A 26,377-nucleotide genomic window follows, 5' to 3' on the forward strand; every position below is an offset into this window, starting at 1 on the left:
GCCCGCTCCCACAGCGTTTCATGGCCGTGCTCTCTCATTCAGCGAGACAGGTACCGCGCGGATCGGCGCCCGTGGTGCCTGCGGCACGGGCATCGGCTGCGAACCGGGAATCGCTTCGGCGGCATTCGGCAGTTGCGGCGCCTGCATGTCCGGCATGGCCCAGTTGCGATCCGGTTGCAGGCTGCCCTGGGCGCGGCGGATAAAGTCGTAGCGGTTCAGGGTGATCGCCCTTCCCGCTGCGCCATCGCGAATGATGTAAGGCCGCAGGAACACCATCAGGTTGGTCTTGTTGGTGGTACGCCGTTCGTGACGAAACAGCGCGCCGATCCCGGGGATGTCGGACAGGAACGGCACGCCGTCGTTGCTCTGGGTGTAGCCGTCCTGCAGCAGCCCGCCGAGAACCATGATCTGGCCATCGTCGAGCAGGATGCTGGTGTCGATCGCACGCTTGTTGGTCACTGTGCCGGCCGCCGTCGCGGTGGCGCGGTCATCGACGCTGCTGACTTCCTGGTAGATGTCCAGCTTGACCGTGCCGCCCTCGGAGATCTGCGGCCGGACATTGAGCTTGAGACCGACTTCCTCGCGCTGGATGGTCTGGAACGGGTTGTTGCTCGAGTTGCTGCCGTTGGTCACGTACTGGCCGCTGACGAAGGGAATGGTCTGGCCAACGAAGATGCTCGCCACTTCGTTGTCCAGGGTCAGCAGGTTCGGCGTCGACAGCACATTGGAGCCGCCCTTGCTCTTCAGCGCCTTGGCCAGCACCTTGAGGTCCATCACCCGGCCGATCCCGGGAATATCCACGGCGCCGCGGACCACGCCGACACTCAGGCCCTGGGGCAAGGCATCGATGCTGTTCTTGGCGCTAGTGACCAGGCCGGTGCCGCCGAGGTTGACCCCGCCGATCACGCCATTGCCACCGAGGTTGCCGCTCTGCCATTGCACGCCGAACTCATTGGCATCGTCTTCGCTGACTTCGACGATCAGGCTCTCGATCACCACCTGGGCGCGGCGCTGGTCGAGCAGGTCGATGACCTCGCGCAGGTTGCGGTACAGCGGCTCCGGCGCGGAGATCAGCAAGGTGTTGGTGGTGGCATCGGCCTGGATGGTCACGCCACCGGCGGAAAAGGCCACGTTCTGCTCGCCGGACGCGGTCGCGCCACCGGCCTGGCTGCCGCCGGCGCGAGCGCCCTGGCCGTAGACCGAGCCGGTGCTGCTACCGCTGCTGCTGGTACTGCCCTGGGTACTGCCATTGGCCTGACTGGCGTTCTGGTTGTTCTGGCTGCTGCTGTTGCTGCCACCGCTGCTGAGCAGGGCCCGGGTCGGATCGCCCTGCCCTTCGCCGCTGTCGCTTTCGCCGGTGAGCAGGCCGCGCAGGGCCTGGGCCAGCTTGCCGGCCTGGGCATTGCGCAGGTACACCACATGCAGGTTGCTCGGGTTGCTCTGGGCATTGTCGAGCTTGTAGATCAGTTCCCGCGCCAGCTGCGTGCGCTCCGGGCTGCTGGCACGGATGATGATCGAGTTGGAGCGCGGATCGCCCAGCACGCTGATCTTCTGGGTCGGGTCGTTGCCCTGGTTCTCCAGCAACTCGGCGACCATGCTGGCGATATCGCTGGCGATGCCGTTCTGGAGGGTCACCACGTCGGTGTCGATGGCGCTCGGTGTATCGATGCTGGCGATCAGGCTCGCCACCCGTTGCAGGTTTTCCGCATAGTCGGTGATGACCACGGTGTTGTTGCCCGGATAGGCATTGATCGGGTTGTTCGGCGAAACGATCGGCCGCAGCACCGGGATCAGGTTGACCGCATTCTCGTATTGCAGGCGGAAGGTGCGGGTCAGCATGCCGTTTTCCGCTGGGCGATCAGCGCTGTAGATCGGCCCGCCCAGCAACTTGGCGTCCGCTTCGGGCACCACCTGGCTGACACCGCCGACATCGACCACGCTGAAGCCCTGCATGCGCAGGGCCGCCAGCAGCATGTCGTAGGCCCGATGTGCCGGGACCTCGCCTTCGGAAACCAGGGTCAGGTTGCCCTTGACCCGCGGATCGACCAGGAACTGCCGGCCGGTGGAGCGCGACAGGGCGCGGACCACCGCCTGGATATCGGCGTCGACAAAGTTCAACTGCACCGGCTGATCACCCAGGGGATTGCTCGCCGGCAGGCTTTTGCCGGCAACGTCCTTGCCTTTCCCGGCGCTGCTCACCGAGTGCTGTACGCTCCGCTGCTGTTCGACCTGGGCCTGGACCCGCTGGCGGTCGGCCACGGCGTCGCCGCTCTTGACCGTCGAACCCAGTGGCCGGCCCAGCTCGCTTTCCACCAGCAACGGCGCCTGCGGTGTCGTGCCGCTGCTGCACGCGGTCAATGCCAGCAGCAACCACGGTGCCGCCGCTTGCCGACAACGCAACCCATACAAAGAACCTGACCACTTCATGAAGCTTCCTTAGCGCCACGCGCCTGATCCATGCGAACGGTTCCGGACAATCGGCCGGCCGAGCCATCGGGTTCGGTCGTACCCGTGCGTTGCAGACGAGCCTCGACCACTTCCAGGGTGAAAGAACGGGGGTTGCCCAGCAGCCAGCCCACCAGCGCATCGGCCGGGGCGTCGTCGAAGGTCAGCAGCCAGCCTTCGGCACTGCCCTGCAATTGGTAATGCCCGGCCAGCCCGCTGGCTTCGAGGCTGGCGCGCAGCCCCGGCTCGACGCCGTCGACGCCCGGCATCGCCAGGCCTTGCAGCAAGCTGTCGAGGGTCTGGGCCTGGGTGCGCAGCCTGGGAGTTTCCAGCGCCCAGAAATCGATTTTCTTCAGCGGCGGCTGGATCAGTACCAGCCAGACGAACAGCGCCGAGACACCGAGGGCCATGCCGCCGACCAGGCGTTTTTCCCGCAACGCCAGGCCGCTCCAGTACGCCTGCGCCTGACTTGCCAGGACCTGCCAGCGGGCCCGGTACCGGTTCAACCAGGGGTTATTCATTTTCCGCCTCCGCCACCGGTTGTATCGGTTCGGCCTGGACCCTGAGGGTCCAGCCTTCGGGCGCCGGCGTGGCCAGCACGCCAGCCTGGACCAGCGTGGCCTGCCAGGTACCGCCGTTGCCCGGCTTGCGGATGTCCGGCAGGGTATTGAGGTGCAGTTCAGCGTTGTCAAACACCAGGCTTTGCACGCCACCGACCATGAACGGCATGGCCAGGCCGGACTGCTGGACCAGTCGGGAGAAATCGCTGTCGCCGTCACCGGCCGTCTGCCGCTGAGTCAGTTGCTGACGGGCCTGCTGCAGGGGATTGAGCACCATCGGTAGCGCCGGAAAGGCCTGCTTGACCCGCTGCACCATCCACGACTTGAGCTGCTGGCCCTGCTCGACCTGCCGCGCCGCATAGAGGTTCAGGCCCACCGCCCAGACCACCACGGCCAGCGCACAGCAGGCCAGCGCCCGGCCCCAGTGACCGCCTTCGGCTCCCGGCTGACGCAACGCGCCGTGCAAGCCCCAGGTCGGTGCCGGGCCGCTCCAGCGCCGATTGGCGGGCAATGCCTGGACCAGGGCATGGCCCACCGGCGGCTCGCCCAGCCAGTGCAGCACCTCGCCCCGTCCGAGCAGTTGCGCCAGCGCCTGATCGATATCCGGATGCACCTCGGCCCGGTCGGTGCCCAGGCGGATCAGCAGGTGTTCATCCAGGGCCTCCACCACCGGCTCGCCGGCAATCACCGGCAGGCAACCGGCGGCCGGATACAGACCGCGCAGCTTGATCCCGGCCTGTCGCAACAGCGCGCCGAAGCGTTCCAGCGCAGCGCGTTGCAACCAGGCGATCTGGACCTGGCCCTCGGTGTCCCGTGGGCCATGGACGATATGCATCGACTCGCAGCCGCCAAGGATCAACGCCTGGGCGGCGCAATCGACCGCGGCACGAACCTTCGCCGGCGACAAGGCCGGTAGTTCGAGACTGGCCAGCAGGCTGTCCTGTGGGTGCAGGTAGCATTCCACGACCAGGCCTTTATGGGCCTGGCCCAGGTGCGCCAGACTGGCCTCGCCGGCTTCTGCGATCTGGCCCTGGCGATCCAGCCGGGCAAAGGCCAGCGGGCTGTCGAGGTCCAGGCTGTCCAGGGGCGACAGCGCCACACGTAACAATGTCATACGCCCACCCGCGACCAGATCACCTGGGGCATCTGCTCCTGGCTGCGGTGCAACAGCGCCGCCAGGCTGACGCGACGCCGCTCGCCACGCGATTGCCCGGTGAGCAGGAACCAGTCGCTGGTGATCCCGACCTTGATATCGGTGACGATCAGTTGCGGCATGCGCAGGCGGTTGACGAAATCGCCCCGGTTGATGAACCACTGCCCCGAATCACGTTCGCTGATCAGGCCACGGGCACGCTGGGGTGACAGCCCCGGCACCTGGGACGCCAGCACTTCGGCGGTGGCGGTATTGCCGTTGACCCAGGTATTGGCCGGCAGGATGGTCACATGGGGCGCCAGCAGGACCAGGGTCTGCTCATCCACGCCCTCGACGCTGCGCAAATCCTGCAGGCTGCGCAACATCGGCCGGGTCGCCGGCAGTGGCTTGAGGGCGGCACCGGGCGAAGTCAGCCGACCGCTGTCGAAACTGCCGCGTACCGTCGTCGCCGACGCACGGTCGGGGTCCAGCACCCGTGGATAGGAGGCGATCACCCGCTGGGCAATGCGCTGGCCGACCGCCGCCTTGACGCCGAGCAACTCGCACAGGCGGGCAAAACCCTCCACCTGTTCGGCATCGACACGGTCGTCCTGCACCAGGTTGCGCAGGTTGAACTTGCCCTGCTCGTCTTCCAGGCGTCCGTCGAACCGGTTGCCTGGCTCGCCCGGTGGCGCGGCGACGAAGGGTTGCGCCCAAGCTTGTGCCAGGTGGGTCAGCGGATCGCGCTGGCGTGCCTCCCACAACAGTTGGCGACTGAGTTCAAGGCCGCCGCGCAACTGCCAGGAACCCTGGACCCGTAACTGCTCGGCCTCCAGGCCACGGGTAAAGACCGTCTCGCGGGTGAGCATGCCGCCGGCGATCACCGCCACCACGGCGGCGATCAGCAGTGCACTGATGATCGCCATGCCTTGTTGCTTCGCCGCTGTCAGCGAATAGGCGTTCATGGTTGGCGCTACAGTTGCCAGGAACCGATATCGGCATTGACCCCGTCACCGTCCGGCTTGCCGTCGGCGCCCAGGGAAAACACATCGACTTCGCCATTGGCGCCGGGGTTGAGGTATTGATAAGGACGGCCCCAGGGATCGTTGGGCAGGCGTTCCAGGTACGAGCGCCAGTTGCTGTCCTTGGCATTCGCCGGGCGCTCGGCGAGGATCTTCAGGCCCTGGTTCTGGCTCGGGTAGCCACCGTGGTCGAGGCGATAGAGCTTGAGCGCCTGCATCAGGCCGCCGATGTCCTGCCTGGCCGCGGTGGCCCGGGCCTGGTCGGGGCGGTCGAGGACCTTGGGCACCACCATGGCGGCGAGAATCCCGAGGATGACCACCACCACCATGATCTCGATCAGCGTGAATCCCTGCTGTGCCCGACGACCTCTGGAACGGGAATTGATGCGCGCGATATCCATCTCGACAGTCCTTGGCTTGATTCGATTCGCGGCGGATTGTTGCAAGAAGATATGTCACTGGTATTGAAAATCCTCGGGTGTGCATTGCCCTGAAAACACCCTGAAACCGTGGCGAGCGGGCTTGCCCGCGCTGGGGCGCGAAGCGGCCCTGAAACCGGAAAACGCGGTGCATCAGGTAGATCGAGGCGGCAGGTTTTACGACTGCTTCGCAGCCGAGCGCGGGCAAGCCCGCTCGCCACAAGGTGTACGATCTGACGAAGTCCTCGGCGACCTGAAAAGCTCGGGAGCTTTGGTCAGCAAGCGGTCAAACAACCGCGCTAGGCTCCTGCCTCGGTTCCCCGTTCCGAGACGCCCATGCAGCGCCCTCCCCGCCAACGCGGCTTCACCCTGATCGAAGTGCTGGTGGCCCTGGCAATCATTGCCGTGGCGATGGCCGCGGCGATCCGCGTGGCCGGCTTGATGACCCAGAGCAACGGCCTGTTGCGCGACCGTTCCATGGCCCTGCTGGCGGCCCAGAGCCGCCTGGTCGAATTGCGCCTGGAAGGTCGCCTGCCCCTTGGGCGCAAATCCTTTGAGTGCGATCAGGGCCGCATGGCCCTGCGCTGCGACCAGACCATCGGACCGGGAAGCGGTCCGCGGCTGTTCAGGGTCGAGATCCTGGTGCTCGATCGACGCCACGAGGCGCCGCCGCTGGCGCGGCTGGAGACCCTGTTGAGTCCGCCGTCGGCGGTGTCGGACCTCAGGGTCGGGTCAGTTTCGGCAGGAACGGCGCCTCGCTGAGACGGGTCACGGTCAGGTGCAGTTTTTCCGTGCCACGCTCGACCAGGATGCCGTCGCCCTCGATTGCCAGCAGCTTCACCCCCTGCCCCAGGCGCTCGCCGGCCAGAAAGCTGCGGGGCGGACCGTCGTTCAGGCTGAGAATGGCCACCGCGCCGCGCACGCCAGCCATCACCCCGGAAACCTTGATATCGAGCTGCGCCGGCTGATTGGAAAACCACTGCAGCGCCGGATTGTCACTGCGCGCGACCGCGCCCGGCGACTGGCCCTCGGGCATCTGCGACACCGCCGGGGTCAGCAGCAGCGTCGACCAGACCACCGTGCCCGCCAGGGCTGCAAGCAAGCCCACGGACTGGACAATCCGGGGATGGGAAAAACGCGGGGTCCATTGCATCGTCGAGGCTCCTTTTCGTGGGTGATCCGAAACCTTTTCAGCCTAACAGGCAATTCTCACGTTTTTATTTCACACGCCCATCATCTTTGCCGCGCAGCATGCAAGGAGACTCAAGGAGCCTTGTCGAATGGATGCCCCATACCCTGCCCAGGCGGGTTTTACCCTGATCGAACTGATGGTCGTGCTGGTGATCATCGGCATCGCCAGCGCCGCCATCAGCCTGAGCATCAAGCCCGATCCGCTGCAATTGCTGCGCAAGGACGCCGAGCGCCTGGCCCAGGCCCTGCAGGTGGCCCAGGCCGAAGCCCGCGCCGATGGCCGGCCGATCCGCTGGCTGAGCGACGCCAAGGGCTATCGCTTCAGTCGCGCGGATATCCAGGGCGGCCTCGAACCATTCAACGGCGACCCCCAACTGCGCTCGACCCGCTGGCAAAGCACACCGATGCAGGTGCAACTCGACCGTGGCAAGAGCCTGGTGCTGGACGCCGAATGGATCGCACCACCGCTACGCGTCTCGCTTTCCGATGGCCAGCACAGCATCGGCGTGGTGCGCGCTGCCAACGGCGAGATTCGCGTGCAATGAAGCGCCAGGTCGGCTTTACCCTGATCGAAGTGATGATCGCGATCATGCTCATGGCGGTGGTCAGCCTCATTGCCTGGCGCGGCCTGGACAGCGTCAATCGCGCCGACGAACACCTCAAGGCCAGCGCCGGACAGACCCGTCAACTGCTGGCGGCGCTGGGTCAACTGGAACGTGACGTGGCCTTGCGCGCCGGTATCGAACTGGTGGAACCGCCGATTGCCGACAAGGAGCCGCTACCGTCGCAGTCACCCGCTGCCCTGACGGTGCGCAGCCCGGAGGGCAAGGGCTTTCGCCTCGACCTGATTCGCACGGCCGCGGAACAGGACGGCAGCTTGCAGCGGGTGCGCTGGTGGTTGCAGGGCGGCACGCTGTATCGCGCGGTGGCGCCTGCCCGTACGAGGTTCCCGTTGCCGGCGCCCAAGGACGGCGTGGCGGTACTGGAACAGGTGACGTCGATGGAACTGCGGGTATGGCAGCCCGGCAAGGGCTGGCGGCGACTGACTGGCACTCAGCAGGACAACCCGACGGGACTGGAGATCAGCCTGGTGCGCAATACACCGCAAGGGCTGGAGCGCTATCGGCAGGTGCTGGGGCCGCTGGAGTGAACTCGGGAATGGGTGGCAAACCTTGAGGGCCCTTTCGCGGGCAAGCCCGCACACAAGGGAACACGGGTGAATCAGGGATTTTCAGGGGGGCTGAAGACCTCTTCGCAGGCGAGCCCCCGCATTGGGAGTTTTAACTGTGGGAGCGGGCTTGCCCGCGAAAAGGCCCCAACGGGCACCACAACAACACTAGCTGAGCAACACCACCCCGCCCGGCAATTCGGTGCACTTGGCACCGTAGGCATCGCGGATCAGCAAGGCCACGCCCGCCAGTTGATCGAGACTGAAACGCGCCTGCACCTTGCGCTTGCCCAGCTCGCTGTTGAGCAACACCAGCATGCCCGGCCGGTAGCGGTTGATCTCGCTGATTACGCTGGCCAGGGTAGCGTCGTTGAATACCAGCATCTTGTTGCGCCAGGCGATCACCGCCGACGGATCGGCATTCTGCAGCTCGCCGACCTGGCGGGCGTCATACATCAGTTGTCGACCGCTCTCCAGACGGAACCGACGCCCCTGCACGTCCACCGTCAGTATGCCTTCGATACAGGTGACGCAGACGCTCTGGTCGAGGTTGCGCAGGTTGAACCGCGCCCGTTCCGCCGTCAGCAAGCCGCTGCCGGCCTGGACCTTGACCGGCGCCTGGGTGCGCGCCAGCACTTCCACTTCACCGCTGACCAGTTCGATCTGCTGGTCACCGTTGACCGAAGGCAGGCGATTGATCCGCGTCTGGGTATTGAGCTCCAGGCTGATGCCATCGGCCAGGTCGATCCGCCGTTGCTCGCCGACCTCGGTGGTGTAGTCGGCGCCCAACCCGGAGAAACCGCCCGGGACGGTGGCGCGCACCAGAAAAAAAGCCGCCGACGCGGCAATCGCCCCGCCGAGAAACGCCCGGCGCCCGAAATGTCGAGCCCGGGGCGGATGCTGCAATTGTTCGAGGGCCGGCTTGAGGGACTGCCACAGCACCTTGGCGTGCTCAAAGGCACGGGCGTGCTCGGGGCTTTGTTCGCACCATTGGCGCAGGGCCCGCGCATCGGCGCCGGTGGCCTGGCCCGAGGTCAGAAGAATCAGCCAATCCTGGGCTTCGCTCTGCAATCGGGCAGTCTCGCCGCCCGGCAATTCGGTGATGGAAGTCGTGTTCAAGCGCACAGGTACTCACGAAGATTTCGCTGATGTATTACTAAGACGGTTTTCCCGCCCCGGGACCGAACCGCTGAATCACTTTTCTTTCCAGACGGGCCGCGCAATGGCCCAGCGCGGCCTTCAACTCCTTCTCGACCATGCGCGTGGAAATACCGAAACGCTGGGAAATTTCCAGGTGCGGTGCCTCTTCCAGGCGGGCGGCGATAAAGATCCGCCGGCGTCGTGGCGGCAATTCATACAAGGCCTTGAGCAGCGACTGGATTTCCTTCTGGCCGCCCACCACCCGCTCCGGATCGAGGGCTTCGTCGCTGAGTTGCAACAGTTCCTCCACTTCCTCGCCGGTCAGCAAGCGGGCATCGGCCTGGCGCCGGTCCGCGGCGATATTCAGGGCCATGCGGTACAGGTAGGCGTTGGGCTGGGTCAGGTTCAGCGGTGCTTCCATGCGGTCAACCCGCAGGTAGGTTTCATGCAGGACGTCATTGGCCAGATCCTCCGAGCCCAGGCGCCGCCGCAGGCGCACCTTGAAGTCGTCGTAGGAGGTCAGGAACAACCGGACCATCGGACTGTGCCCGATATTTTTCATACTCCGGCGGCTCCTTTGCGTTCTGTGCAATCCATGCTCGTTCCTGCTGAATCCGGCATTAAAAGTAGGGTCACGGGCTGACGCAGCGACGACGGTGCCGGACGCTCTACCCGCACCGTGCGCAAACGCTCCACCAGCGCCCCGTCGCGCTGGACATCTCCGGTCGAACTGACCAGGCGGCTGTGCTGCAACTCGCCGCCCTGGCCGATCCACACCTGCAACACCGCCCGGTAGGTCCCCGGCCGGGTCAAAGGCAAGGCACACAGCGCCTGCTCGATCGCCAGCTGGATCGCCCGGGCATAACTGCTGGCCAGTGCCGCTCCCTTGCTGCCGCCAGGATCCCGGGTCGACGGTACATCGCTGACCTGCGCCACCTGCAAGGTAAAGGCATCGGCCCGGGCATAACGCGCCATCAGCCCACTGCCGGTGAGCAACAGGCTCAAGGCCTCGCTGGCGCGATAACGCCCGTGAACCGCCAGCGAACGCCGTGCGCGGGTCAGGTCGCGATCCACCAGCACTGCCATCCCGGTCTGGCGACTGAAGGAATCCAGTGCGCCAGCCAGGTCCTGGGCGGCAATATCCAGTTCGACGCGGGCCTGGGGATCGACCGTGAGCGGCTCGGCGGCCAGGCAGGCGGACAACCCGCCACCGACCAGCCAGGCCAGGACGACGGTCACCAGGCTCAAGCGAAAAAACGACAGACGCATGGCCACGGATCGAAGTCCCTGCACTGCTGACGTGTCCCTCAAAACCGCTATCCTGAGGGCTGTTTATGAACCTGTTGTTACGGCGTCTCGGCTGGCCGTTGCGGTTTACCGATATCTGAAGCACGGCAAAGTGCCGAGGTTACTGCCCCTGCCGATGCCTGGTGGATGTATCGTCAATGTTGTCCCTTGATTTCAAATCGATGAACCGCAACCCGATAGGCCAGGTTTTCGACTGGATGGGTTTCAAATCTGAAGTGGCCCGCCAGGTACAATTCTGGCGCGCGATTGACCAGTACGAACTCACCACTCTTGACGGGGTAGGTCTTGATTGCACCTTCATTATTCGGTTGCGTTGCGTAGAGGACGTTTTTTATTTTTTCGCTGGGAAGGGGGTAGGTGCCTGACGGCAGGTCCGCTTCAGACAGGGCGAATTCCACTTTACGCCTACCCCTACCCACGTCACCGATATCCGCCAGTACGCGAGTGCCGCCCGATACGACGGTGCCCCGATAAATTGACGTGGCCTCAAAATAGGAATCCAGGCCGATGCCCAAGGGGGTGAGCATACCGACCAGTTCCCCGGTGGTTGCCTGCGGTGTATTCGCCGTGCTTTCTCCCGTTTCAAAATCCTCGATATCTGCCATGTGGGTTCACCCTTGCGTTTAAATCGTGAAAATGCGGATTTTCAGTCCTGGCTGATGTGCAGGGGAAACAGCCCACGACTTTGCACGTCGGACCGATAAATCAGTCTCTACCTACCTGGAGAGTGATGCCTACTGTCAGAAATGACAGTTCGAAGGACCTTTGATCGGAAACCGGCCGTGGAGCCGGTGTCATCGGCAGGGTCTGGACAGGCTATCTGGCATTCGGCTACTGCAAAAAAACCATCACCCAACCGGTGCGGCCTTTACACTAGACTCAGGGCTCCAGGACCCCACTTGCGGGGTCGGCCAGGAGGGCCTTATGAAGTACCTGTCGAGTTGTGCCTGCATCCTTCTGCTCGCCGCCGGTGTGTCCGGCCCGGGCCAGGCCGCGGAGGCCACGCCGGTCGGCTGCGTCGAAGTCAGTGTCGGTGGCTACAAGGCGCCCGACTACAACTGCCTGAGTCAGCAGATGAGCAGCCCGGAGAGTGCCGAAGCCAATCAGAAAAACCAGGAAGCCCTGAAGGCCGGCATCAGCAAAAAAGCGCCGCACCAGGTCGGCCTGGCCACCCCGGCGGCGACCAGTATCCGCATGGGCAATACCTTCGGTACCTCGGTAAAGCCACAACGGCCGCCATCGGGGCAGTAGGCCCGGCGGCCTGATCAGGCGGCCTGCAGCACCCACTGCCGGGCCACGACCGCCAGCTCCGCCTTGGCCCGCTCCAAGGCCTCAAGACGAGCCTCGGCATCGGAAAACTGCAATGGCTGCGCGTCAACGAACTGCGGGTCCCGCACGCCGATAAAGGCAAACGCCGCTTTCAGCGCCGGGGTCAGCGCATCCATCCAGGCCATGGGATTGCCCGGCCGCAGGTCGGCGCCGCGACTGGTCAGGAACAGCACCTTCTGCCGGGTCAACTGGCCGACGATGCCTTCCGGGGTATTCAGGTAGGTCAGTTCGGTACGGGTGATGCTGTCGATAAAGGCCTTGAAAGTCGAAGGCATCGACCAGTTGTACATCGGCATCGCGAACAGACAGGCATCGGCCGCCATTACCCGCTTGCACAGGGCATCGGAGGACGCCAGCGTCTGCTTCATCGCCTCCGTGCGAGCCTGCGGATGGGTATAGGTCGCCACCGCGAATGCCTCGGTGACATGGGGCGGGGTTTCGACGCTCAGGTCCAGGTAATCGACTTCCAGCTCGACCCCCAGCTCGCGCAACTGCTCGATAAAGTGCCGGGACAACGCCCGGGAGTTGGACCATTCACCTTTCGCGCTGGCGTCGACGTGCATCAGTTTCATTGCAGATAACCTCTTTGGTACGGATGTAAGAGAAGAAGGTGGCTTCAGACCGCCAGCGGTTGGCGAAACGCCACGGCCAGGCGGTTCCAGCAATTGATCGCGGCAATCGCCATGCTCAGGTCCACCAGTTCGCGCTCGCTGAACTGCAGGCGGGCCTGGGCATACAACTCGTCACTGACCGGATCGTGGGCCAGCAGGGTCAGGGCCTCGCTCCAGGCCAGCGCGGCCTGCTCGCGGGCGCTGTACAGCGGCGAGTCGCGCCAGGCCGGGATGCCGTACAGGCGCCGTTCGCTCTCGCCCCCGCCGCGGGCCTCCTGGCTGTGCAGGTCGGCGCAGAACGCGCAATGGTTGAGTTGCGAGACCCGCAGCTTCACCAGGTCCAGCAGCGGTTTTTCGATGGACAGGCCGAAGGTGGCCTCTTCCAGCAACAGCAACCCCTTGAGAGCCTGGGGTGACGCGGTATAGAAATCCAGGCGTGGCTCCAAGGTGCGACTCCATCGTGATTCGTTGAGGGGGTTCGTTGACGTGATTCAGTGCTGCCCAGCCTAAGGGCCCGGTGCCGAATGACGGATAGCCAATCCCGGCTTTTTTGCAGAGGCCACTTTTTGCAGAGGCCAACGGCACTTCGGGATTGGCCCGTGGGATTTGCCGGGAATTGGCTATAGGTCCGACGAGCCCCCCGCCCTACTCTTTGTTGACACCGCCCTGCTGTCGGGTCGGCCGTCACACAGGAGAGTCCAGAATGTCCGCTCACGTGATCAACATCGTTCGGTTCAAGGCGGTACCGGGGCGTAGCGAAGCCCTGGGACAGCATTTGAACGCACTGGTCGAAACACTGCGCCCGGCCCCCGGCTGCCTGGACTATTCAGTGGTGTGTGGCGGTGAGTCCGGCGACTGGACCGTGACCGGACACTGGCAATCCCCCGACGCGCTGCAAGCGCATTTCCAGCTGCCGGCCTTGCAGGGCTTTATCGACCTGCTGGGCAGCCTGGCTTGCGGCATCGATTTCCAGCACTGATCCCTACTCGCAATCTCTTACTCGCAATCTCTTACTCGAGAGCACCGACCATGAAAACCCTGAAACTCATCACCTCGACCCTCACCGCAGCAGTCCTTGTCGCCAGCACCGGCGCCTTTGCCCACGAAGCCGGCTCCAGCCAGGAAAAGATCACCGTGCTCGAGGAACATCCATTGCTCAATGCACCGGGCAAGAAGGCCATGATGCTGACGGTCGACTACCTGCCGGGCCAGGCCTCGATTGCCCACAGGCACCAGGGCACGGCCATGGCCTATGTGCTCGAAGGCGAGATCATCTCCCAGGTCAAGGGCGGACCGGCGATCACCTACAAACCCGGGCAGTCCTGGTACGAACCGGCCGGCTCCGAACACCTGGTGTCGAAGAACGCCAGCAACAGCAAGCCGGCCAAACTGCTGGTGTTCATGTTCATGGACGAGAAAGACGCCGTGCTGATTCCGCTGAATCAGTAAGGAACCCGATTCACGCTCCCGACCACTCACCGATACGCAAGCAGTCTTTCTCCGGACGCTGACCTCAGCGTCGTTTCGAGGAGTATTCCGGACTCGCTTGCGCGACGGGCATCTCACCACTGCGAGAACAAGGGAGCACACACATGTCGTTATCCGTAAACGGAGGTTCTGGGTTCATTCCACAGAACCTCACGCCACACGAACATTCTCCAACGGCTGGCCACAACGGACAGAACAACCTTGCTGCCTCCTTGCTGTTCGGAGGTGGCAACGGTGGTGCGGTGAACTTTGCCCCGCCCTCGTCACGAATCGAGGGCACACATGACGCCTCACACGCATCGGCAGCCCATAACCGCTCGGTACAATCTCCCGGCAATGAGTCCGAGGCCGGTGGCATGGACGAAGTCATCAAGCTGTTGCAGTCGCTGTTGCAAGCCTTGATGAAAATGATGGGCGGTAGTAACGCGGACGATGGCGATAGCGACGGCGGCTCGGACAAAACCGCGGGCCCTGCCGGGGCTGGCAACAGCCGTCCATCGGGCAGTGGCGGCTCGCCCGCGCCGCAGAACCTCGCGGCGCAACCCGGCAACGGTCCGCAGAAAGCGCAAGGTGCCGACGGCGCCGCCAGTACGGCCGATGTCGGCAACGCCCCCAAGGGCATGCCCCAGAGCCTCTGGAAAGATTGCGTGGAGTCCGGCAAGAAATTCGGCGTCGATCCCTACGTACTGGCGGCGCAGTCCAAGCAGGAAAGCAACTTCGGCAAGGATCTTTCCGGCCCCAGCGGCGGCGACGGCGTCATGCAGGTGGAACCGAGCACACGGGCCGCCTACGCCAGCCAGTTCCAGGAGAAGACCGGACACGCCTACAACCATGGCAGCCAGTCGGATCAGGTGGCAATGGCCGCCCTGATCATGGGCAGCAAAGGTGGCGACACGACTTCTCAACTGCAGAAGTACAACGGCGGTGATAATTGGAAGCCTGGCGCGACGGACTCCTATGGCCGAGTGATCAAGGCCGACGAGTACGCCGCCAGCGTCGAAAAGATTGCCCAGCAGTTGCGCAGCAACGTCGCTTGAGGATGCCTGCCACCCTGTAGAGCCCCTGCCGGCATTTCGAGCCTGTTGAAGTGTCGGCGGAGCGCTACGCTCAGGACGCGATCCGTGGCTGCAGCAGCATGCCCGTGTAATGGATCAGGAACAGCGCGAACGACAGGCTCCAGAGCGCTGCGGCGATCCCCAGGCCGAGATCGAGGAACGGCACCAGGACAATGCGGCACAGCGCCCCCAGTTGCAACGCGGCAAATGCCCAGCCCAGCGCCCTGGACGGCTGCAGGGCACGTCCGGTATGCCCCAGGCTGACCCGGGCGATCATCGCCAGGATCATCCCACCGATACCGCCAACCGCCAGGCCATGACTGACCAGGCTCTGTTGCACCAGCAAGCCCAAATGCCAGGCGGCCATGCCCAGCGTGGCCATCAACAGCCAGCCATAGGCCAGGTACAGCGACCAGAGCAGCGGCACCCGCCAGAGTCCGCGGTCATGCCAGCGCCACAGGCGCAGGCCATGCAACCCGGCCAACGGCAGGTAGAGCGCCGCCAACCATGGATGGGCAGACTCGCCGAGACCACAGGCCGTCAGCAAGGCCACCAGCAAAGTGCCGAGCAACAGCACCTTGTCCTCATGGGCCAGGGCCACGAACGGCACGCTGCTACCGAGCCCGCGCTGGATGAAGAACGGTATGACCCGCCCGCCGATCACGCTCATCAGGGCGGCAACCAACCATATTCCGGCCAGTACCCCACGACGCTGCAAGCCGTCGTCCTGCTGCACGATGCCCCACAGCGTCAGTCCCTGACAGACAGCCAACAAGCCCAGCACCGCGACAATGGGATAGTTGTTGCGCTTCTTCGCCGCCAGCAACTGCTGTCCGAGCAACCAGGCCAGCATGGGCAGGAACGGCAGTTGCGGGGCAATCACCCAGGTACCGGGCAGCGGCAGCCACCAGGCGATACGCGCCAATGACCAGAGCGCGAACAAGCCGATCAACGGCCAGCCACGGGTACCGGGGCCTCCGGTCCAGTTGGGCACGGCGGTCAGCAGAAAGCCCGCAATCAGCGCGCCGGCGAAGCCGAACGGCATCTCGTGCCGGTGCCAGGCCAGACCGCCGGCGAACGGCTGCCAGTTGCCGAAACCGCCGTACAGCCAGACACCCCAGCCCGCCAGGGCAATACAGGCGAACAGCGCACCACCGAGAAAGAATGGTCGAAAGCCCAGGCTCCAGAGCGGTAGCGACTTCATGCCATTTGCAGCCGCTGGTCGGCAAGACCCAGCTGGCGCTGGGCGAGCAGGCGCATTACATAGCCGATCTTCAACAGGGTCGGGCCGAGAATCACCATAGCGTGCATCGACACCAGCACCGGCAGGCCGAGATGACCGTCGTAGAGGTAGGCACCGTAGATGCCCAGGCTTGACAGGAGCAGCCCGAGGACAAGGATACGACTGGACAGGTGCAGGACATTCAGCGGGGATTCGAGAAAGGCGAACATGACATGGCACTCCCGGTGCAGTTCAGTGACACCTGAACTGCATCACGAATCGTGCCAGTCATATAATCAATTGAAATCAAATAGTTGGAGACATACAAGTCAATTTGACCACAACCAAATTGTAGTCATAAAGACACGAAAAGAGGTCACTATGACTCTACCCGTTCAGCCGCCGCGACCGAATCCGGCGATTACAAGCGACCCTGCCGCTTGTCCTCGGCCAGCTTGAGCAGCGGTGGCGCGGTGTACAGGTTTTCCGGCTGGAGCCGTTCCCAGAGGCCGCCCTTGCCCAAAGCCCTGCCCGCCTGATCTTCACGCTGGAGCCATTGCTCGACGCTTTTGATGCGATTGGGATGGATTTCATCCAGCAGCGCGTAGTCGCGCTCGACGATTCCATGCTTCCAGATATTCCAGAAGCCGGTGAAGTTGTCGCGAAAACTCATGGTGCTTTTGTCGTTGGGATCGGCGTTGTAACCGGCGGGCAACTGGGCGGCCATCTTCAGCGGACCGTTCCAGTAGGTTTCCAGCTCCGTGTCGATGTAGCGCGCCGGATGCCCGGTGACCTTCTCGAACGCCGCGGCCAGGGCGTGATAGTCGACATGTTCGATGGCAACCTCCAGGTTCATGCCGTTCGCCCGCTGCTGATTGTCGAACAACCAGCGGGCGTAATACCCGCAGTCCTCGAGTGCTACATGGGGTACGGCACCGGTGCCGAGCGGCACCCGCCAGGTCACCACACCGTCTTCCACCGAAGGCGTCATGGGTGTCATCGCCGAGATCGCCATTTCCATGTAGGGCCCCGTGGTGAACACGGCCGCCCCCATTCGGTCCCTGTTGAGCTGGTTCTGGAACAGGATCCACTCACCGATTCGCCCCTTGCCGTCGTAGTGACCGGTCCGGAACCTGGAGTCATAACCGGCCTTCTTGAGCGCGTAGTCGAGATTGCCGTAGACGAAGAAGCGGACGCCTTCTTCGATGGCGATCTCATAGCTGCGGATGGCCCAGTAGATCTCGGTCTTCTCGCCGGTGTTGAACCCGTCGATGTTGATATAGGCGCCGTCGCACCCGCGAAAGCCTTCCCGCAGGGTGGCCTCATCGGCAAACGTCCCCTCGAGGATCGAAACATTACCCAGCGCGAGCAAGGCCTTGGCCCGACGCGAGTTGGCATCGCGACTGAGGGCCCGGACGGTGTATTTACCGTCGGCGACCAGGGCACGGATGACGGGCAAGCCCTGGGCACCGGTACCGCCGACAACAAAGATCCTGGAAGGGGTTTGGGAAGGCATCGATATCTCCTTGAACATGACGAAAAGGGGCATCCGGGCATTAGCGGCAAGGGTTTCATCGCCAATGGCCCTAATAGATCTTATAATAAGAGTTACAAAGTGAACAAGCACCCTTCTTGCTTGAAGAAACCCGAACACGATCCACGTCCTGGGCCGGCATGCCTGTGTCGGCACCGCGAATCAGTTAGACTCTTATGAAGAGAGTGATGCGCCGAACCTCCCCTGACCCACCCGAGGAAATGACTTATGCGTTCGAAAGGTTTCGACGGAATGGTATGTCCGATCGCCGGCGTGATGGCCGCCATCGGTGATCGCTGGGGCCTGCTCATCCTGCGCGATCTGGTTCTCGGTCTCAGCCGCTATGACGACTTTCGCCAGTCATCCGGCGTGACCAATGCGACGCTCAGCGACCGCCTCAAGCACCTTGAGGCCCACGACCTGATCGAGCGGCAGCGTTACCAGACAAATCCCGAGCGCTTCGAGTATCTGCTGACCGCAAAGGGCCGGCAGATCGCCGTGATCCTGCCGATACTCGCGCAGATCGGCGATCGCCTGGGAGTCTCGGGCGCTTCGACACCGCCGCTGAAGGTCGTGAATCGAAAGACCGGGGGCGATGTGGGGTGGAGTTTCATCGACCAGGATACCGGCGAGCCCATCAGCCCCAGGGACCTGGCCATCGAGGCAGGCCCGGGAGCGGACGAACTGATCCGCTGGAGACTGTCCCATGCCGAACGCCGCCACAAGGTCGACGACACGCCGCTCTCGCCAAGCGATCCGGCGCAATGACAAAGGCCGCTGCGAACGAGTTCGCAACGGCCTTCAGTACGGTGGCCTTTCAGCGCAGAGGCCGTGATCCGACCCCGCTTACGGCATCCCCAGCCAGTGCGGCAGGGCCAGCGAGATGATCGGCACGTAGGTCACCAGGATCAGGAACGCCAGCAGGATCATCAGCCACGGCAGCGCCGCGCGAATGGTCTGGCCGAGGGTCAGGCCGGTCACCGCCGAGGTCACGAACAGGTTCAGGCCCACCGGTGGATGCACCAGGCCGATCTCCATGTTGACCACCATGACGATGCCCAGGTGGATCGGGTCGATGCCAAGCTTCATGGCGATCGGGAAGAAGATCGGCGCAAGGATCAGCACGATGGCCGACGGTTCCATGAAGCTGCCCGCCACCAGCAGCACGACGTTGACCATCAGCAGGAAGCCGATGGGCGTCAGGCCTTCGGAGATCACCCAGTTGGTGATCTGTTGCGGGATCTGCTCGGTGGTCAGCACGTGGGCGAAGAGGATCGCGTTGGCAATGATGAACATCAACATGATCGCCAGGCGACCGGATTCCATCAGCACCTTCGGGCAATCGCGGATCTTCATGTCCTTGTAGATGAACAGCGCGACAAAGGCCGAATACACCGCCGCCACTGCCGCCGCTTCGGTCGGGGTGAACAGGCCGCTGTAGATCCCGCCCAGGATGATCACCAGCAACAGCAGGCCCCAGAACGCCCGGCGCGCCGCCGACAGCCATTCACGGAAGGTCGCCCGCGGTTGCGCCGGCAGCTTCTTGATGCGCGCGACGATATAGATCGCGACCATCAGCATCAGGCCCAGCAGCAGCCCGGGAATCACCCCGGCCATAAACAGCTTGCCCACCGAGGTTTCGGTCGCCGCCGAGTACACCACCATCACGATCGACGGCGGAATCAAGATACCCAGGGTGCCGGCGTTGCAAATGATCCCGGCACCGAATTCCTTCGGGTAACCGGAACGCACCATGCCCGCCACGGCAATCGAACCCACTGCCGCCACGGTGGCCGGCGACGAGCCGGACAAGGCCGCGAACAGCATGCACGCCAGCACCGCGGCAATCGCCAGGCCGCCGCGGATGTGGCCGACGCAGGCGTTGGCAAAATCGATCAGGCGCTTGGCCACGCCGCCGGTGGTCATGAAGGCCCCGGACAGCAGGAAAAACGGGATCGCCAGGAAAGTGTAGGCGTCGGAGGTCTCGAACAACTTGATCGCCAGGGAACTGAGGGAGTCCTGGCTGAAGATCAGGATCGACACCGCCCCGGACAGGCCCAGGGAAATCGCGATGGGCACCCCGAGAAACATGAAGGTGAACAACAGCAGGAACAGACAGAGTACGGCCATCAGTGCTGCTCCTTGTGCTCGCCGGCGAGCTTGCTGGCTTCGCCCGCTTCATCGGCCAGGCCGAGACCGCTCTGGCGACGGGTAAAGATGCGATAGAAAATTTCCAGATAGCGGATCAGCACCAGGGCAAAGCCGATGGGCACGATCACCACGATGTAGCCGACCTTGACCCCGAACTGATCGAGATCCTCGGCGCCGATACCGGCGGTGAGCACCGCGCTCAGCCACTTGTAGCTGGCGACCATGAACAGCCCGGCATAGGCCAGGCAGCAGGTACAGGCCAGCAGCGCCAGGTAGCGTTGCACCGGGCGCGGGGTGAGCTTGACCAGCGCGTCCACGCCGAGGTGGCCGGCGGTGCGCACGCCATAGGAAATACCGAAGAAGATCAGCCAGCCGAACATGGCCTTGGTCAGCGCCACGCTCCAGGTCATGTCCTGGGCCACGGTCATGGTCGCGTCGCCCAGAGTGTTGAAGAAGCTGCTGCTCCAGGCCCAGCGGTCGGCCAGATTGAAGAACAGCGTATAGACGTTGTTGGCCATTACGTAGACGAACGTCACCAACGTCATGGCGGCCAGGAGGAAGGCGATAAAGCCTTCCTCGAAATGTTCCCAGATGCGCCGCAACGATTGCGCTTGCATGGGCAGGACTCCGCGAGAGGGGAAAAGGATGGACCGGGCACCGATCAATCAGGACAGGGTGCGATCCCTTGTAGGAGCCGGCTTGCCGGCGATGACGACCGGTCAGGCGGTGCAAGGCTCAAGGGCCTCATCGCCGGCAAGCCGGCTCCCACAGAGGTGTCGTCAGACAGGCGTCGGTCAAGGCTGGTTGGACTTGTCCGCCGCATTGATCAGGTCGGCGCCGATTTCATCCTCGAACTTCTTCCACACCGGTTTCATCGCTTCGCGCCATTGCCCGCGCTCTTGCGGGGTCAGCTCGATGATTTCGCTGGTCTTGGAGTCGATGATTTTCTGCTTGGCGGTCTGGTTCAGCGCTTCAGCCTGCTTGTTCACCTCAACGGTGACTTCGGCCATGGTCTTTTCCAGCACGCCGCGGACATCCGGTGGCAGGCCGTCCCAGAACTTGCTGTTGGTGATGACCATGTAGTCGATCAGGCCGTGGTTGGACTCGGTGAAGTACTTCTGTACCTCGTTGACCTTCTGGCTCTCATAGTTCGACCAAGTGTTCTCGGTGCCGTTGACGGTACCGGTCTGCAGGCCCTGGTAGACCTCGGCGAAGCTCATCTTGCGCGGATTGGCGCGGATCGCCTTGAACTGCTCTTCCAGCACACTGGAAGCCTGCACGCGGAACTTCAGGCCGCGGGCATCGGCCGGCACCCGCAGCGCCTTGTTCGCCGACAGCTGCTTGAGACCGTTGTGCCAGTAGGCCAGGCCGAGAATCCCCTTGTCCGTCATCGAGGTCAGCAGCGCCTTGCCCTGGGCGGCCTGGAAGCGGTCGACGGCGGCCAGGTCGTTGAACAGGAACGGCAGGTCATAGATCTGCACCTGCTTGGTGTATTGCTCGAACTTGGCCAGGGACGGCGCCAGCATCTGCACGTCGCCCAGCAGCAGCGCCTCCATTTCCTTGCCGTCACCGAACAGCGAGGAGTTCGGGTAGACCTCGACCTTGACCCGGCCTGGCAGGCGTTCTTCGACGAGTTTCTTGAACAGCAGCGCGCCCTGCCCCTTCGGGGTATTGTCCGCAACCACATGGGCGAACTTGATAACGATGGGATCGGCCGCCTGCGCGAGGCTGGCGGTGATCAAGGTGGCGGCGCAGAACAGCGCCCGGGTCAGCTTGAGCATGGAAATCACCTTCTTATTGTTGTGTTGTCAGGCAGGTTGCCTAAAGCAGTGCATGTAGTGAATTTCGAATTTTGAGTACCTGCGTTCAGCTTAGACGAACGCCAGTAAACGACGCGCCCGCAGCAATACCGGCGCGTCGACCATCTGCCCGTCGACCTGATAGGCGCCGGCGCCGTGACTGCCGGCATCCACCACCCGTTGCGCCCAGGCCAGGTCCTCGGCGCTGGGGGCCAGGGCGGCGTGAATCACCGGGATTTGCCGGGGGTGAATGCACAATGCTCCGGCAAAACCCATTTCGTAGGCGTGGCGAATCGACTGGCGCAACCCCTCGGGATCGTCGATGGCCGGGTGCACGCCATCCAGCGGTGCCACCAGGCCGGCGACCCGGGAATGGACGATCAAGGCCATGCGCGCCTGATCGAGGGCGAATTGCGCGGCGTCCGAACCGCTGCTCAGATTGAGGTCCAGGGCCAGGTCGAGGCCACCGAAGGACAGGCGCTCGACGCCGGGCGCCGCGGCGATCTGCGCCAGGGCCAGCAGTCCGCGGGCGCTTTCGATGATCGGCCAGACCGCCTTGCCGGTGTCCGCCACGGCCTGGACCTGGGCGGCGTTTTCTACCTTGGGCAGCAGTACACCGGCGACGCCGGGATATTGTTTGCAGAAGGCCAGGTCGGCGCCGTGCTCGGCGTGGTCCGGGGCATTGATCCGGACCAGGACCCGGGCCAGGGGATTGACGCCGAGGAACTGCCCGAGGTTGTCGCGGGCAATGCGTTTGAGCGGCTCTTCGACGGCATCCTCGAAATCGATGATCACCGCATCGGCGCCACTGGCCAGGGCCTTGGCAAAACGCTCGGGACGGCTACCGGGCACAAAGAGCGCGGAACGGGCAATGGATGAAGACATGTTGTATTCCTTGTTGTTCGGTTGTGCGGGTATCCGGGAGACCGCGTTATCGTTCTTCGCGGGCAAGCCCGGCTCCTACAAGGTTCGAATCGAACTCAAATCCTGCGAACGGCATAAAATCGGTAGGAGCCGGGCTTGCCCGCGAATAGGCCAGCAAGAACATCACACCACTCACACCTCTCAGACCACCCCAGCCACCCGCAACTGCGCCACCGCCTCGGTCGAGAAGCCCAGCTCGCCGAGAATCGCCTCGGTGTGCTGGCCCAGCCCCGGCACCGCATCCATCCGCGGCTCGAAGGCGGCGTTGCGCGCCGGCGGCAACAACGACGGCAGTTTCCCCGAAGGGCTGTCGACTTCACGCCAGCCATCGCGCGCCTTGAGCTGCGGGTGATCCCATACGCCTTGCATGTCGTTGACCCGGGCATTGGCGATCTGCGCCTCTTCCAGCCGGGCAATCAGTTGTTCGACCGTGAGCCGGGCAAAGCTGTCGACGATGATTTGGCGCAGCACCTCTCGATTGGCCGAGCGCTTGAAGTTGGCCGAGAAGCGCTCGTCCACCGCCAGTTCCGGCATCAGCAAGACCTTGTCGCAGAACGCCGCCCATTCGCGCTCGTTCTGCAGGCCGAGCATCACCGTGCCGCCATCGCCCGCCGGGAACGGGCCATAGGGGTAGATCGTCGAATGCGCCGCACCGGCCCGTGGCGGTTGCGGGGCACCGTCGAAGGCGTAGTACATCGGGTAGCCCATCCACTCCACCAGGCTTTCCAGCATGCTGACGTCGACCCGACTGCCCTCGCCGGTCTTGCCCCGCAGCAACAGCGCCGAGAGGATGCCGCTGTAGGCGTACATGCCGGCGGCGATATCGGCGATAGAGCAGCCGGCCTTGGCCAACTGGTCATCACCGGCGCCGCCGGTCACCGACAGGAAGCCGCCTTCGCTCTGGATCAGCAGGTCGTAAGCCTTCTTCTTTTCATAGGGGCCGCCTTCGCCATAGCCGGAGATATCGCAGACGATCAGCCGCGGAAAACGCTCGTGCAGCGCGTCGAAGGACAAGCCCATGCGCGCGGCCGCCCCCGGCGCGAGGTTTTGCACCAGTACGTCGGCCTGGCCCAGCAAGTCTTCGAGAATGTCTCCGGCCTGATCCTGCTTGAGGTCCAGGGTCAGGCTTTCCTTCGAACGGTTGGTCCAGACGAAGTGCGAGGCCAGGCCGCGCACCCGCTGATCGTAGCCACGGGCGAAGTCACCGCTGCCGGGGCGCTCGATCTTCACCACCCGCGCACCGAGATCCGCCAGTTGCCGGGTGCAGAACGGCGCGGCGATGGCGTGTTCCAGACTGATGACCGTGATGCCGTCCAGCGGACGGGGTGCCGGGGTGTTGCCTGCTGCCGTGTTCATCAGCGCAGCTCCTTCAGATCAGTGGTGTTGCGCAGGTCCCAGACCTGGCGGATCAGGGCTTCGCCCTGCTCGGGTGTGCGGGCGCCAGAGAACTGCAACAGGCGGCGGAACTTGTCTTCCAGTTCGGCCCGCGACAGGCTGTTGCCCGGATCGCCCTTGGGTTCGTCGATCGCCCCGTGCAGCGTACGGCCGTCGAGTGTGGTGACCCGCACCCGGCCCAGCCAGCGTTGCGGGTAGGCGCCGTCGACCTCGGGATCGAGGGTCATGCTGACCTTGTCGCGAAAGGCCGAGACAGCCGGGTCGGTCAGGGACAACTGGTGGAATTCCGGCAAGCCGGCCTTGCCATGCACGGCGATCAGGCCGAGCACGGTGCCCATGGAGAACTTGGCCTGGTGCACGGTCTGCGGCACCTTGACCCGTCCCAGGACGTCGATGGCGCCCTGGTGCACACGGGTTTCCACGTGCCGGATCTGCTGGTGCTCCAGGCCTTGCTGCCACATCAGGTCCAGCAGCGCATCGGCAGCTGGGTGGGTATGACGACAGGAGGCGTGGAACTTGAACGAGGTTTCCACCAGCGCCCAGCGACTGCCCAGGCGGTCGGACAGCTTCGCCGGATCGGCATCGCTGGACATCCCGGCAGCCAGGCCCTGGTCGCCTTCGAGGATATTGCGTGCGCCGGTCAGGCCATCCGCCGTCAGGTACGCGGCCAACAGGCCATCGGCGGCGGCCTTGGCGGTGTGCAATTGCTTGGAGTCGGCGGCATCGCGCAGGAACTCCCAGAGCCCGGCGGCCTGGGTCCCGGCACTGCCGAGCAGATTGATGAATTGTTCCTGGTCGAAGTCCATCAGCTTGCCCACGGCCACGGCCGCCGCCAGGGTGCCGACGGTGGCCGTGGTGTGGAAGATCCGGTAGTGGGAACGCCCCAGGAACTCGCCGATGCGAATCCCCGCCTCGTAGCCGGCAACCGATGCCAACAGCAGTTCGCGACCGGACTTGCCAAGGTCCTGGGCTGCCGCCAGGGCGGCCGGGAAGACCACGGTGGCCGGGTGCAGCACGGAGCTGTTGTGCAGGTCGTCCTGCTCCACCAGATGGGACGAGGCGGCATTGACCAGGGCGGCGAAGTACGCCGAACTGCTCTGGCCGTTGACCAGGATCCGCGCCGGACCGCAGACCGGGCCCATCTTGCGCGCATAGGCCTCGAACAGCGGGATCGGATGGGCGCCCTGGCTGGCCAGGGCCGAGGCCAGCCAGTCGAGGAACAGGTCTTCGGTGCGCTCGAACACGGCCTCGGGCACCTGCTCGTAACGCAGCTCGGCGAGGAAGGCGGCCAGGACTTGGGTATGGCTCATGGGACGTTCCTCAGAAGCTGCGTGGCAGTTCGAGCAGGTGCTCGGCCACGTAGGACAGGATCAGGTTGGTGGAGATCGGCGCCACCTGGTACAGGCGGGTCTCGCGGAACTTGCGCTCGACGTCGTACTCGCAGGCAAAGCCGAAACCGCCGTGGGTCTGCAGGCAGGCATTGGCCGCTTCCCAGGAGGCCTTGGCCGCCAGGTACTTGGCCATGTTGGCGCTGGCCCCGGCGTTCTGGCCCGAGTCGTACTCCTCGCAGGCGCGCCAGCGCATCAGGTCGGCGGCCTCGATCTCGATATGCGCTTCGGCAATCGGGAACTGCACGCCCTGGTTCTGGCCGATGGGTCGGCCGAACACCACGCGGTCGCGGGCATAGGCGCTGGCCTTCTCGATAAACCAGCGACCGTCGCCGATGCATTCGGCGGCAATCAGCGTGCGCTCGGCATTGAGGCCGTCGAGGATGTACTTGAAGCCCTTGCCTTCCTCGCCGATCAGGCTGTCGGCCGGCAGTTCGAGGTTGTCGAAGAACAGCTCGTTGGTTTCGTGGTTGACCATGTTGGCGATCGGCTGCACGGTCAGGCCTTTGCCGATGGCTTCGCGCAGGTCGACGAGGAAGATCGACATGCCTTCGGACTTCTTCTTGACCTCGGCCAGGGGCGTGGTGCGGGCCAGCAGGATCATCAGGTCGGAGTGCTGGATCCGCGAGATCCATACCTTCTGGCCGTTGATCACATACTTGTCACCGCGCTTGATCGCGGTGGTCTTGATCTTGGTGGTATCGGTGCCGGTGGTCGGCTCGGTCACGCCCATCGATTGCAGGCGCAACTCGCCGCTGGCCAGCTTCGGCAGGTAGAAGCTTTTCTGCGCTTCGCTGCCGTGGCGCAACAGGGTGAACATGTTGTACATCTGGCCGTGTACGGTGCCGGAGTTGCCGCCGCAGCGGTTGACTTCCTCGAGGATCACCGAGGCTTCGGCCAGGCCCAGGCCCGAACCGCCGTACTCTTCCGGGATCATTGCCGACAGCCAGCCGGCGTCGGTCAGGGCCTTGACGAAGGCTTCGGGAAAACCCTTCTCTTCATCAATCCTGCGCCAGTAGGCGGCATCGAATTCGGCGCACAGGGCGCGCACGCCCTCGCGGATGGCATTGAGTTCTTCGTTGTGATTCGGATTCAT

At 64.0% G+C, this 26,377-nt stretch carries 30 protein-coding genes; 8 read left to right on the plus strand and 22 right to left on the minus strand.

Annotated elements, in window-relative coordinates; genetic code table 11:
• Positions 1-18: 18 nt before the first annotated feature.
• The 5 genes from gspD to gspG are packed head-to-tail and all read right to left on the minus strand — an operon-like array spanning position 19 to position 5,560.
• Complete coding sequence (gspD, locus tag HX851_RS42815) at positions 19-2,427, minus strand: type II secretion system secretin GspD (protein WP_177064031.1); 2,409 nt, start codon at positions 2,425-2,427, stop codon at positions 19-21.
• The gene (locus HX851_RS42820; protein WP_177064032.1) at positions 2,424-2,966 is read right to left on the minus strand and encodes a type II secretion system protein M; all 543 of its coding nucleotides are present in this window, start codon (positions 2,964-2,966) and stop codon (positions 2,424-2,426) included. The genes gspD and HX851_RS42820 overlap by 4 nt, the downstream gene beginning before the upstream one ends.
• On the minus strand, positions 2,959-4,119 hold the full coding sequence (gene gspL, locus HX851_RS42825; protein WP_177064033.1) for a type II secretion system protein GspL: 1,161 nt from the start codon (positions 4,117-4,119) through the stop codon (positions 2,959-2,961). The genes HX851_RS42820 and gspL overlap by 8 nt, the downstream gene beginning before the upstream one ends.
• Positions 4,116-5,102 (minus strand): type II secretion system minor pseudopilin GspK, encoded by a 987-nt coding sequence (gene gspK / locus HX851_RS42830; RefSeq protein ID WP_177064034.1) that lies wholly within the window; start codon positions 5,100-5,102, stop codon positions 4,116-4,118. Before gspK ends, gspL begins: the two co-directional genes overlap by 4 nt.
• A gap of 8 nt (positions 5,103-5,110) precedes the next feature.
• Positions 5,111-5,560, minus strand: a complete 450-nt coding sequence (gspG, locus tag HX851_RS42835) for a type II secretion system major pseudopilin GspG (RefSeq protein ID WP_177064035.1) — start codon at positions 5,558-5,560, stop codon at positions 5,111-5,113.
• 354 nt (positions 5,561-5,914) lie between these two features.
• Here gspG and gspI point away from each other — a divergent pair, with 354 nt between their 5' ends.
• Positions 5,915-6,340, plus strand: coding sequence for a type II secretion system minor pseudopilin GspI (gene gspI / locus HX851_RS42840; RefSeq protein ID WP_177064036.1), 426 nt, complete (start codon positions 5,915-5,917; stop codon positions 6,338-6,340).
• Here the strand turns inward: gspI and HX851_RS42845 are convergent.
• Positions 6,300-6,731, minus strand: a complete 432-nt coding sequence (locus tag HX851_RS42845) for a general secretion pathway protein GspC (RefSeq protein ID WP_177064037.1) — start codon at positions 6,729-6,731, stop codon at positions 6,300-6,302. The genes gspI and HX851_RS42845 overlap by 41 nt on opposite strands.
• A gap of 127 nt (positions 6,732-6,858) precedes the next feature.
• Between HX851_RS42845 and gspH the strand changes: the two genes are divergently transcribed.
• The gene (gene gspH / locus HX851_RS42850) at positions 6,859-7,314 is read left to right on the plus strand and encodes a type II secretion system minor pseudopilin GspH (protein WP_177064038.1); all 456 of its coding nucleotides are present in this window, start codon (positions 6,859-6,861) and stop codon (positions 7,312-7,314) included.
• Positions 7,311-7,919: a type II secretion system protein GspJ gene (locus HX851_RS42855; protein ID WP_177064039.1), complete on the plus strand. Its 609-nt coding sequence runs from the start codon at positions 7,311-7,313 to the stop codon at positions 7,917-7,919. Before gspH ends, HX851_RS42855 begins: the two co-directional genes overlap by 4 nt.
• A gap of 186 nt (positions 7,920-8,105) precedes the next feature.
• Here the strand turns inward: HX851_RS42855 and HX851_RS42860 are convergent, their stop codons facing one another.
• From HX851_RS42860 to HX851_RS42875, 4 genes are all read right to left on the minus strand, one after another.
• Positions 8,106-9,056: a FecR family protein gene (locus HX851_RS42860; RefSeq protein ID WP_177061682.1), complete on the minus strand. Its 951-nt coding sequence runs from the start codon at positions 9,054-9,056 to the stop codon at positions 8,106-8,108.
• A gap of 37 nt (positions 9,057-9,093) precedes the next feature.
• The gene (locus tag HX851_RS42865) at positions 9,094-9,639 is read right to left on the minus strand and encodes a sigma-70 family RNA polymerase sigma factor (RefSeq protein WP_103032684.1); all 546 of its coding nucleotides are present in this window, start codon (positions 9,637-9,639) and stop codon (positions 9,094-9,096) included.
• Positions 9,636-10,346 (minus strand): TonB-dependent outer membrane receptor, encoded by a 711-nt coding sequence (locus HX851_RS42870; RefSeq protein ID WP_256262749.1) that lies wholly within the window; start codon positions 10,344-10,346, stop codon positions 9,636-9,638. The genes HX851_RS42865 and HX851_RS42870 overlap by 4 nt, the downstream gene beginning before the upstream one ends.
• A 173-nt stretch (positions 10,347-10,519) precedes the next feature.
• Complete coding sequence (locus tag HX851_RS42875) at positions 10,520-10,990, minus strand: hypothetical protein (protein ID WP_177064040.1); 471 nt, start codon at positions 10,988-10,990, stop codon at positions 10,520-10,522.
• Between the two features lie 319 nt (positions 10,991-11,309).
• On the opposite strand from HX851_RS42875, the gene HX851_RS42880 reads away from it, so the two are divergent.
• On the plus strand, positions 11,310-11,636 hold the full coding sequence (locus HX851_RS42880; RefSeq protein WP_177064041.1) for a hypothetical protein: 327 nt from the start codon (positions 11,310-11,312) through the stop codon (positions 11,634-11,636).
• A gap of 14 nt (positions 11,637-11,650) precedes the next feature.
• Here HX851_RS42880 and HX851_RS42885 read toward each other — a convergent pair whose 3' ends face one another.
• Both HX851_RS42885 and HX851_RS42890 read right to left on the minus strand, forming a co-directional pair.
• Entirely contained in the window at positions 11,651-12,286 is a 636-nt protein-coding gene (locus HX851_RS42885; protein WP_177064042.1) for an FMN-dependent NADH-azoreductase, read from the minus strand.
• Positions 12,287-12,330: 44 nt separating this feature from the next.
• Positions 12,331-12,771, minus strand: a complete 441-nt coding sequence (locus HX851_RS42890; protein WP_177061674.1) for a carboxymuconolactone decarboxylase family protein — start codon at positions 12,769-12,771, stop codon at positions 12,331-12,333.
• Positions 12,772-13,028: 257 nt separating this feature from the next.
• On the opposite strand from HX851_RS42890, the gene HX851_RS42895 reads away from it, so the two are divergent.
• From HX851_RS42895 to HX851_RS42905, 3 genes are all read left to right on the plus strand, one after another.
• Complete coding sequence (locus tag HX851_RS42895; protein WP_177061672.1) at positions 13,029-13,304, plus strand: putative quinol monooxygenase; 276 nt, start codon at positions 13,029-13,031, stop codon at positions 13,302-13,304.
• 50 nt (positions 13,305-13,354) lie between these two features.
• Positions 13,355-13,774 (plus strand): cupin domain-containing protein, encoded by a 420-nt coding sequence (locus tag HX851_RS42900; protein ID WP_177061670.1) that lies wholly within the window; start codon positions 13,355-13,357, stop codon positions 13,772-13,774.
• 395 nt (positions 13,775-14,169) lie between these two features.
• A complete protein-coding gene (locus tag HX851_RS42905; RefSeq protein ID WP_218170714.1) occupies positions 14,170-14,850 on the plus strand; it encodes a transglycosylase SLT domain-containing protein in 681 nt (226 codons plus the stop codon).
• A 70-nt stretch (positions 14,851-14,920) separates the two neighbouring features.
• Here the strand turns inward: HX851_RS42905 and HX851_RS42910 are convergent, their stop codons facing one another.
• The 3 genes from HX851_RS42910 to HX851_RS42920 form a co-directional block, all read right to left on the minus strand.
• Positions 14,921-16,072 carry an NnrS family protein gene (locus tag HX851_RS42910; protein ID WP_177064043.1) on the minus strand — a complete coding sequence of 384 codons (1,152 nt, stop codon included), beginning with the start codon at positions 16,070-16,072 and terminating at the stop codon, positions 14,921-14,923.
• Complete coding sequence (locus HX851_RS42915; RefSeq protein ID WP_177064044.1) at positions 16,069-16,320, minus strand: transmembrane sensor/regulator PpyR; 252 nt, start codon at positions 16,318-16,320, stop codon at positions 16,069-16,071. Before HX851_RS42915 ends, HX851_RS42910 begins: the two co-directional genes overlap by 4 nt.
• A gap of 191 nt (positions 16,321-16,511) precedes the next feature.
• Entirely contained in the window at positions 16,512-17,606 is a 1,095-nt protein-coding gene (locus HX851_RS42920) for an NmrA family NAD(P)-binding protein (RefSeq protein ID WP_177064045.1), read from the minus strand.
• Positions 17,607-17,852: 246 nt separating this feature from the next.
• Between HX851_RS42920 and HX851_RS42925 the strand changes: the two genes are divergently transcribed.
• Positions 17,853-18,392 (plus strand): winged helix-turn-helix transcriptional regulator, encoded by a 540-nt coding sequence (locus tag HX851_RS42925; RefSeq protein WP_177064046.1) that lies wholly within the window; start codon positions 17,853-17,855, stop codon positions 18,390-18,392.
• Positions 18,393-18,470: 78 nt separating this feature from the next.
• On the opposite strand, the gene dctM is transcribed toward HX851_RS42925, so the two are convergent.
• From dctM to HX851_RS42960, 7 genes are all read right to left on the minus strand, one after another.
• Entirely contained in the window at positions 18,471-19,754 is a 1,284-nt protein-coding gene (gene dctM, locus HX851_RS42930; RefSeq protein ID WP_017126026.1) for a C4-dicarboxylate TRAP transporter large permease protein DctM, read from the minus strand.
• On the minus strand, positions 19,754-20,392 hold the full coding sequence (locus tag HX851_RS42935) for a TRAP transporter small permease (protein ID WP_177064047.1): 639 nt from the start codon (positions 20,390-20,392) through the stop codon (positions 19,754-19,756). The genes dctM and HX851_RS42935 overlap by 1 nt, the downstream gene beginning before the upstream one ends.
• A 177-nt stretch (positions 20,393-20,569) precedes the next feature.
• Positions 20,570-21,556: a TRAP transporter substrate-binding protein gene (locus HX851_RS42940; RefSeq protein WP_177061648.1), complete on the minus strand. Its 987-nt coding sequence runs from the start codon at positions 21,554-21,556 to the stop codon at positions 20,570-20,572.
• A gap of 90 nt (positions 21,557-21,646) precedes the next feature.
• Positions 21,647-22,459 (minus strand): HpcH/HpaI aldolase/citrate lyase family protein, encoded by an 813-nt coding sequence (locus HX851_RS42945; protein WP_177064048.1) that lies wholly within the window; start codon positions 22,457-22,459, stop codon positions 21,647-21,649.
• Positions 22,460-22,639: 180 nt separating this feature from the next.
• The gene (locus HX851_RS42950) at positions 22,640-23,854 is read right to left on the minus strand and encodes a CaiB/BaiF CoA transferase family protein (RefSeq protein WP_177061645.1); all 1,215 of its coding nucleotides are present in this window, start codon (positions 23,852-23,854) and stop codon (positions 22,640-22,642) included.
• Positions 23,854-25,203: an MmgE/PrpD family protein gene (locus HX851_RS42955; RefSeq protein ID WP_177064049.1), complete on the minus strand. Its 1,350-nt coding sequence runs from the start codon at positions 25,201-25,203 to the stop codon at positions 23,854-23,856. The genes HX851_RS42950 and HX851_RS42955 overlap by 1 nt, the downstream gene beginning before the upstream one ends.
• Before the next feature lie 10 nt (positions 25,204-25,213).
• Complete coding sequence (locus HX851_RS42960) at positions 25,214-26,377, minus strand: acyl-CoA dehydrogenase family protein (protein ID WP_177061641.1); 1,164 nt, start codon at positions 26,375-26,377, stop codon at positions 25,214-25,216.

Source organism: Pseudomonas gingeri (assembly GCF_013385635.1).
Taxonomy (GTDB): domain Bacteria; phylum Pseudomonadota; class Gammaproteobacteria; order Pseudomonadales; family Pseudomonadaceae; genus Aquipseudomonas; species Aquipseudomonas gingeri_A.